This window comes from Streptomyces sp. NPDC050658 (genome assembly GCF_044457025.1).
Taxonomy (GTDB): domain Bacteria; phylum Actinomycetota; class Actinomycetes; order Streptomycetales; family Streptomycetaceae; genus Streptomyces.
The window spans coordinates 36385-42986 of sequence record NZ_JBITGM010000021.1; the positions used below are offsets into that span (position 1 = coordinate 36385).

The window sequence follows — 6602 nt, forward strand, 5'->3', positions numbered from 1 at the left end:
CGCAACTCGAACAGCCCCCGCGACACGCCCTCGGGTGGCCCACTGCGCAGGACCCCGCTGCCCTGAAGGCATGACCTCACGAATAGCGGCCTCGGCCGCGGCCACCGCGGCCGTCCTTGCCCTCTCCGCGCCCACCGCCCACGCCGCCACCCGGGAACACCCCGAGGCCGGCCCCCTCGCCGCCGCCTCGGCCGGCGTCTCTGCCGCGGCCGCCGGCACCGGCTGGTGGCTGCTGCGCCGCCGCCGCGAGGCGGCGGACGACGCTAGGCCGCCAGGTCCCGGTCGTCCGGCGCCACAGCCGACGACGCCGAGCGGGGCTGAGCCACCGCCGCCACCTCCCGCGGCCCGGCCCACACCAGCCACGCACCCCGCCCGGACCGCCCGACAGCCTTAGCCAGCGGCGTCAGCAGGGCCATGGCCAGCGGGGAAAGCAGCAACGCCACGGCAGTGCCCAGCGCGAACCCGCCCACGACATCGGTCGGATAGTGCACGCCCATGAAGACCCGGCAGAACCCTTCGACCAGTGCGATCGCAATGCCCGCCAGACCGAACTTCCGGTTGGCGACGAAAAGCCCGGCACCCAGAGCCATCGCCAACGTCGCGTGATCGCTCACAAAGGAGAAGTCGGTCTTTCCGTCGACAAGGACCTCAAGCCCGTCATGGACCTTGAAAGGCCGAGGCCGTTCCACAAATCCGCGGATCGGCACATTTACGAGCACCGCGATCCCGGCGGCAAGCGGCGCCCATACGACGGCGGCCACGGAAGCGGCCGCCTCATCGAGCGACCCTCTCTTCCGCTGCCCCCACCAGCACCAGACGACCAGCAGGACGAGCGCGAGCAACAGCCCGTACTCACCGATGAATTCCATCGACTTCGCCAACCAGCCCGGCGAATCCTCGGCCAGGCCGTTGATGTCGTAGAGCAGGCTGACGTCGGGGTTCGACCCGGTTGTATCGAGTCCAGCCATGGTGCCGCGGCCCCTTGTCTTCGCATCGGTCTACTAGTTGTGGGCGCACATTTCGTACGCCCTCCATCAACCCCCGTGATCAGTGCCGCTCGCTGCGTGGTCAGTGCTGCCTGCTGGGTGGGTCTCGCCGTTCAGTCACGTTCAGTCGCGTCCAGTCAAGGGAACGCATGGCCCCCTCCACTACGTTCCGCTCTCCACCGAATGATCACTCAGACGTTACCGAAGAGAGACTCATCACCGCAGCTCAGGGGGGCGCGCTGACGGAGAGTTCAAGCCACATCACACCCCGCGTACACCCAGCGCACGCCCCCGGTTCGGCTTCCCTCGGGCGTTCCCTCGGGTGTTCCCTCAGGCGGCCGACGGCTTGTCCGGCAGGGCCTTCGCCCCGTCCTCCGTGACACGAGTCGCGCCAAAATAGTCCGGCGTATCGATCGGGTCGAAGCGGATCACGGCGCCCGGTCGCGGCGCGTCGATCATGTAGCCGCCGCCGACATAGATCCCGACGTGCCGGATGGCCCGGGAATTGGTGAGGTCGTCGGAGAAGAACACCAGGTCACCGGGGAGAAGCTCGTCCCGTTTCGGATGCGGCCCCGCGTTGTACTGATCGTTGGCGACGCGGGGCAGCGTGATGCCGACGCTGCGATAGGCGGCGAGGGTAAGTCCGGAACAGTCGAATCTTCCGTTCTGCTCGGCGGTTCCATTACCGCCCCACAGATACTCGGTGCCGAGCTTCTTCTGCGCGTAGTAGATGGCTCCGGCGGCCTGCTGCGAGGGCTGCACCCGTCCGACGGGCCGGGCGAAGCTCTTCTCCAGGGTCGTGATGGTCTTCACGTAATTCTGGGTCTCGCGGTAAGGGGGTACGCCGCCGTACTTGATGACGGCGTACGCGCCGGCGTTGTAAGCGGCGAGCATGTTCTTGGTCGGGTTGCCGGGCGCGTCCTTCACATAACTGGCGAGTTTGCAGTCGTACGAAGCGGCGGACGGAATGGCGTCCTGCGGATCCCAGACATCCCGGTCCCCGTCCCCGTCCCCGTCAAGCCCGTGCGTGGCCCAGGTCCCCGGAATGAACTGCGCTATCCCCTGAGCCTTCGCCGGACTCTTGGCGTTGGGATTGAACCCGCTCTCCTGATACAGCTGGGCGGCGAGCAGCGCGGGGTTGATGGCCTTGCAGAGATTCCCCCACTTCTGCACGAGCGGCTGATAGGTGGCGGGCACGGCCCCCTTCGCCAGCCCGACGTTCCCCTGCCCGGCCCCGCTCGCGATGCTCCCGGCGGCCATGTACGTCCCCACGACGAGCAGGGCGACGAAACTCATCGCCCCGCCCATACTGACGGCTGCGACCAGCCAAGCCTTACGCACCGTCAACCACCCCTCAGCACACGGGAGTCCACCGCGGGTAAGTGTAGAGGGGGCGCCTACGCCTAAGGGTGATCTTGGCCCGTGCGCGCCAGGTCACTTCCGGGCGCACTCGGCCCAGAGCAGCTTGCCGCTGGGCCCACCGCCGAGCGGAACCGCGCCCCATGCGTCCGCGCAGGCCCGCACGAGCTCCAGCCCCCGCCCGCTCTCGGCGTCCACGGGGGCGGGCGGCCCACCGGTGCCGCCGAATCCGGGCGGGATCTGCGGGTTGGAGTCCCACACGGCGACGCGGATCCCCTGCGGGGCGGCCTCGCGGAGACGGAGGGGGCGCGGGGGTCGTGGGGGAGTTGGAGGGTGTAGGCCCAGGGCGGGGATACGGTTGTGGGGAGCATGGAACTCTCCGTTCAGGGATGGCAGTTGGTCGCGGTACGGATCTGTGTCCGGTGACGTTGCCGCTCCGTCGAGCGGGGTGCTTCCGGGGGTTGGCGCCACTCGTAACGTAGCGACGTCTGGTTAAGCTGTTAATCGAAACCCTGCAAAGTTCTTCACGGCCACTCGTGTGAGTGACTGGACAGAGGAGAGGCGAGCGCGCCCGTGAGAACCAACCCGACGGGACGTCAACTCCGGCTGGGCAGTGAGCTGCGCAAGCTCCGTGAACGTGCCGGTCTCACGTCGACGGAGGCAGGAAAGCTGCTCGGCGTGAAGCAGAACCAGGTCAGCAACATGGAGTCCGGGCGGCTTGGCGTCAGCCCGGAGCGTGTGCGGGTGCTGGCCCGCCAATACAAGTGCTCGGACAAGGCACTCATCGAGGCCATCGCCGACATGACGGGCGACCGCAAGCGTGGGTGGTGGGAGGAGTACCGAGAGATCCTGCCCGCCGGACTGCTGGATCTCGCCGAAGTCGAGCACCACGCCACGCGGTTGCGTACGGCCATCACGGTTCACATCCCCGGGCTGCTCCAGACCGCCGAGCACGCCCGCGAGCTGTTCCGGCAGGTCGTCCCCGAGTTCACGCCGCCGGACGTGGAGCACCGGGTGTCGTTCCGGGTCAAACGGCAGGCCGTCCTCTTCGGAGATCGGCCGAGCCCGTACCTGGCGATCATCCACGAGGCGGCCCTGCGGATGCAGTTCGGCGGAGCTGTCGTCGCCAAGGGGCAGTTGCAGCACCTGCTGGACATGAGCGAGCGGGACCACGTCACGGTCAAGGTCCTTCCGTTCGCCGCCGGGTCCTTCCCCGGGTCGGGGCAGTCGCTCTTCTACTCCAGCGGCCAGGTCCCGCAGCTGGACACCGTCCACCTGGACCAGTCGCACGGGCCCGCGTTCCTTGATGCCGAGGCCCAGTTGGAGATGTACCGCGTGCTTCTCGACAGAGTTGAGGACCTCTCCCTGGACCCGACGAAGTCACGGGATCTCATCCGCAACCTGATCCACGAACTCTGAAGGGAACAACATGCCCCGTGCCCTCGACTGGCAGCGCTCCTCGTACTGCGGCCAAGGTGACTCCTGCGTACAAATGGCCGCATCCCCCACCGGCACAACACTCCATCTGACCGAAAGCGCCGACCCCAGCGGAGCGATACTCGCCGCACGACCGGCGGCTTTCGAGGTGCTCCTGCGAACCCTCGCCCCCAGGAAGGCCCCCATGCCCGAATCCATCCCCACTGACCTCGACTGGATCCGCGCCGCCCCCGAGGGCGAGCAAGGCCCCGGCCCCTGGATCGAAATCGCCTTCGGCCCGGGCGACGCGGTGTACCTCCGGGAGACCAGCGACCCGGAGAACGTCGTCACCACCACCCAGAAGAAGTGGGACGCCTTCGTACTCGGCGTACAGGCGGGCGAGTTCGACCACTTCGTCGAGGGAGTCGAAGGGATCTAGGCCATCACCAGCGACTACACGGTCAGGGAAATCCACGCCGACGACTGGCCCGCGGCCAAGCGGCTCCGCCTGGAGGCCCTGCGCGACCCGGCGGCGCCCATCGCGTTCCTGGAGACGTACGAGCAGGCGGCGGCCCAGCCGGACCAGTTCTGGAAGGACCGCGCTGCCGGCAGCTCCGAGGGCGGGCCGAACAGGCAGTTCGTGGCGGAGGGGCCACGCGGCGACTGGGCGGGTTCGGTGACGGTACTCGTCGAGGAGCCCGGGACCGAGGACTTCACAGGGCGGCCCATCGAGCACCGTCAGGCGCACGTCGTCGCCGTCTTCGTACGGGAGGAACACCGAGGCGGCACGGTCGCCCCGAACCTGTTCCGCGCGGCCGTCGCCTGGGCCCTGGCCCAGCGGGACATCACCCGCGTACGGCTCTTCGTCCACGTGGACAACGCCCGGGCGGAGGCGGCGTATCGCAGGGCGGGGTTCGAGCGGACGGCGGTGGTGGGCGATGAGTACGAGATGGAGTACCGCTGAGCAGGGGGACGTGCGATGAGCATGTACTTCGACATCGGTGACGAAACGCTGTGGAACCCATCGAACGGTGCCGGCCGCCTCTTCCTGCGGCAGCTAGAGGTCTTCGAGGCGGAGCTCGGCCTGCCCTCGGGAATCGGCCAGGGAAGGCATTGGGGTGACCCGGACACGCTCGAGGTGGATCCGGCGGTGTACGCGGAGTTCACACGGGGCCTGGTCGCCTGGCACTGCCGGACGGGGCACTCCGTGATCCTCGCGCTCTCCGAGGGTTTCGCGGCGACGGCGCTCGCGCTTGCGTGGCGTGCGGGAATCGAGGTGGAGATGCCCGAATCGGTGTCCGCCCACGCGTGCGGCGACGCCCAGCAGGACGTTCAAACGCCCGGCCGCCCCTGGGCCGCCCCGTCACCCGACATCACCGCGCTCGACACACGGGCCCGGGAAATGGCCCACTGGATGCCCCGCTGAGCCAGGCGGGGCTCGGTAGGGGCAGGGTGCTTTGGGTGGGCCGGTGTCGTTGATGGTGGCCGGGGCCGCCCGGCTTCTGCGGAGTGTGGCGGTTCCGGCGCCCCTGTAAAGGGCGCCCTACGGGCGTCGGCTTCGCCGATTCCGCTTGCGCTCCACCCTTGACAGGCCCACCTCCACCGCAGAGACCTTCTTGACCGGGCGGCCCAGGGGGTGGGGCTCACGGGGAGGACCGGTGGGGCGGTTCGGTCTTCGTGCCGGGTGCGGACTGGTTCGGTACGGCTCGGTCAGGCGAGGGGGAGCCGCCCGACAGGCCGGCCTGGCTCCGGTGGCGGTGCCGGGCCGTCCGGCCGTCTGCGGACTGGTTCGGTGCGGCTCGGTCATGAGGGGAGGGCGCCGCCTGCCAGGCCGGCTTGGCTCCGGACCCTGGGCGGCCGTCGTGCCGTCTGCGGACTGGTTCGGTGGAGCTCGGTCACCCGGTGAGGCCGCCCGGCGACCGGCGGAGGGAGGGCAGGGCTGCTTCGGTGGCAGACGGCAGAGGTCCCGTGAGGGGGTCAGGGATCGCCCGAGGGGACTTCCCGAGGGGACTTCCTGAAGGGGCTTCCCGAAGGGGGCTTTGGTGCAGGCTTGGGGGAAAGTCCCACGACACGCCGCCATCTGGGGCCATTCCGCGGGACTTTCCTGGATCCCGCCCCCAATCAGCCCTCTCGGCACCCGATATGACCGATATGCCGGGATGGAGTGAGGGTGTGGGAGGGCTGCGAGACCACGCCAGTCACACACACCCCGGCCGCCTCCCCTTCATCGCCGCCGCCCCCCGACCCGCGACGCGTCATCCACCATCCGTCATCCGGCATCGGTCAACGCTGGCCCGGCCGCACCCGGATCCTCACTAGCGCGATTGCCGCTGACCGTTTGCCAGACTCGGGGGCCAGGCCCCGGGGGTCGGGGGCCTACTTCGGCAAAGTTGTGTTCTGGCACAAGGGGGGCGCACGGCACAGGCAAACGCAACCTTGCCGAAGTAGGTCCCCACCCCCTCCGGCCCGACCGGAGCCGATGAGGTGGCCCGGTCCGATTCACACTGGCCAGTGAGCCAGTTCACCGTCCGCCTGACGCCTGACGAGACCGGGACCCATTCCCGGACCGATCGCGCACCCCCGCTCCTTCCATCCGGCGGCGCCCTGCGCGAACCAGTCCGCAGACGGCACGACGGCCGCCCAGGATCCGGAGCCAAGCCGGCCTGGCAGGCGGCGCCCTCCCCTCATGACCGAGCCCCAAACGAACCAGTCCGCACCCGGCAGGAAGACCGGGCACACGATGGGTCCTCCCCGTGAGCCCCACCCCCTGGGCCGCCCGGTCAAGAAGGTCACTGCGGTGGAGGCGGGCCTGTCAAGGGTGGAGCGCAAGCGGAATCGGCG

Annotated in this window: 7 protein-coding genes and 1 pseudogene; 5 read left to right on the forward strand and 3 right to left on the reverse strand. The window is 69.2% G+C overall.

The annotated features are described in order from the left end of the window. Window positions 1-263: 263 nt before the first annotated feature. The 3 genes from ACIBKX_RS40040 to ACIBKX_RS40050 all read right to left on the reverse strand — a co-directional run bounded on the left by ACIBKX_RS40040 (window position 264) and on the right by ACIBKX_RS40050 (window position 2606). Window positions 264-968 (reverse strand): phosphatase PAP2 family protein, encoded by a 705-nt coding sequence (locus ACIBKX_RS40040; protein WP_363277494.1) that lies wholly within the window; start codon window positions 966-968, stop codon window positions 264-266. A 348-nt stretch (window positions 969-1316) separates the two neighbouring features. Then, on the reverse strand, window positions 1317-2327 hold the full coding sequence (locus ACIBKX_RS40045; RefSeq protein WP_363277493.1) for an NlpC/P60 family protein: 1011 nt from the start codon (window positions 2325-2327) through the stop codon (window positions 1317-1319). Window positions 2328-2420: 93 nt separating this feature from the next. Further along, window positions 2421-2606, reverse strand: coding sequence for a hypothetical protein (locus tag ACIBKX_RS40050; protein ID WP_363277492.1), 186 nt, complete (start codon window positions 2604-2606; stop codon window positions 2421-2423). A 312-nt stretch (window positions 2607-2918) separates the two neighbouring features. Between ACIBKX_RS40050 and ACIBKX_RS40055 the strand changes: the two genes are divergently transcribed. From ACIBKX_RS40055 to ACIBKX_RS40075, 5 genes and pseudogenes are all read left to right on the forward strand, one after another. Further along, on the forward strand, window positions 2919-3764 hold the full coding sequence (locus ACIBKX_RS40055; RefSeq protein ID WP_363277491.1) for a helix-turn-helix transcriptional regulator: 846 nt from the start codon (window positions 2919-2921) through the stop codon (window positions 3762-3764). Between the two features lie 10 nt (window positions 3765-3774). Further along, window positions 3775-3936: pseudogene (locus ACIBKX_RS40060) on the forward strand (DUF397 domain-containing protein); the annotation flags it as partial. Window positions 3937-3966: 30 nt separating this feature from the next. Then, a complete protein-coding gene (locus tag ACIBKX_RS40065) occupies window positions 3967-4200 on the forward strand; it encodes a DUF397 domain-containing protein (protein WP_363277532.1) in 234 nt (77 codons plus the stop codon). Between the two features lie 30 nt (window positions 4201-4230). Beyond that, window positions 4231-4725, forward strand: a complete 495-nt coding sequence (locus ACIBKX_RS40070; protein ID WP_399377303.1) for a GNAT family N-acetyltransferase — start codon at window positions 4231-4233, stop codon at window positions 4723-4725. A gap of 15 nt (window positions 4726-4740) precedes the next feature. Beyond that, window positions 4741-5187, forward strand: coding sequence for a DUF6086 family protein (locus ACIBKX_RS40075; protein WP_363277490.1), 447 nt, complete (start codon window positions 4741-4743; stop codon window positions 5185-5187). Window positions 5188-6602: the final 1415 nt, after the last annotated feature.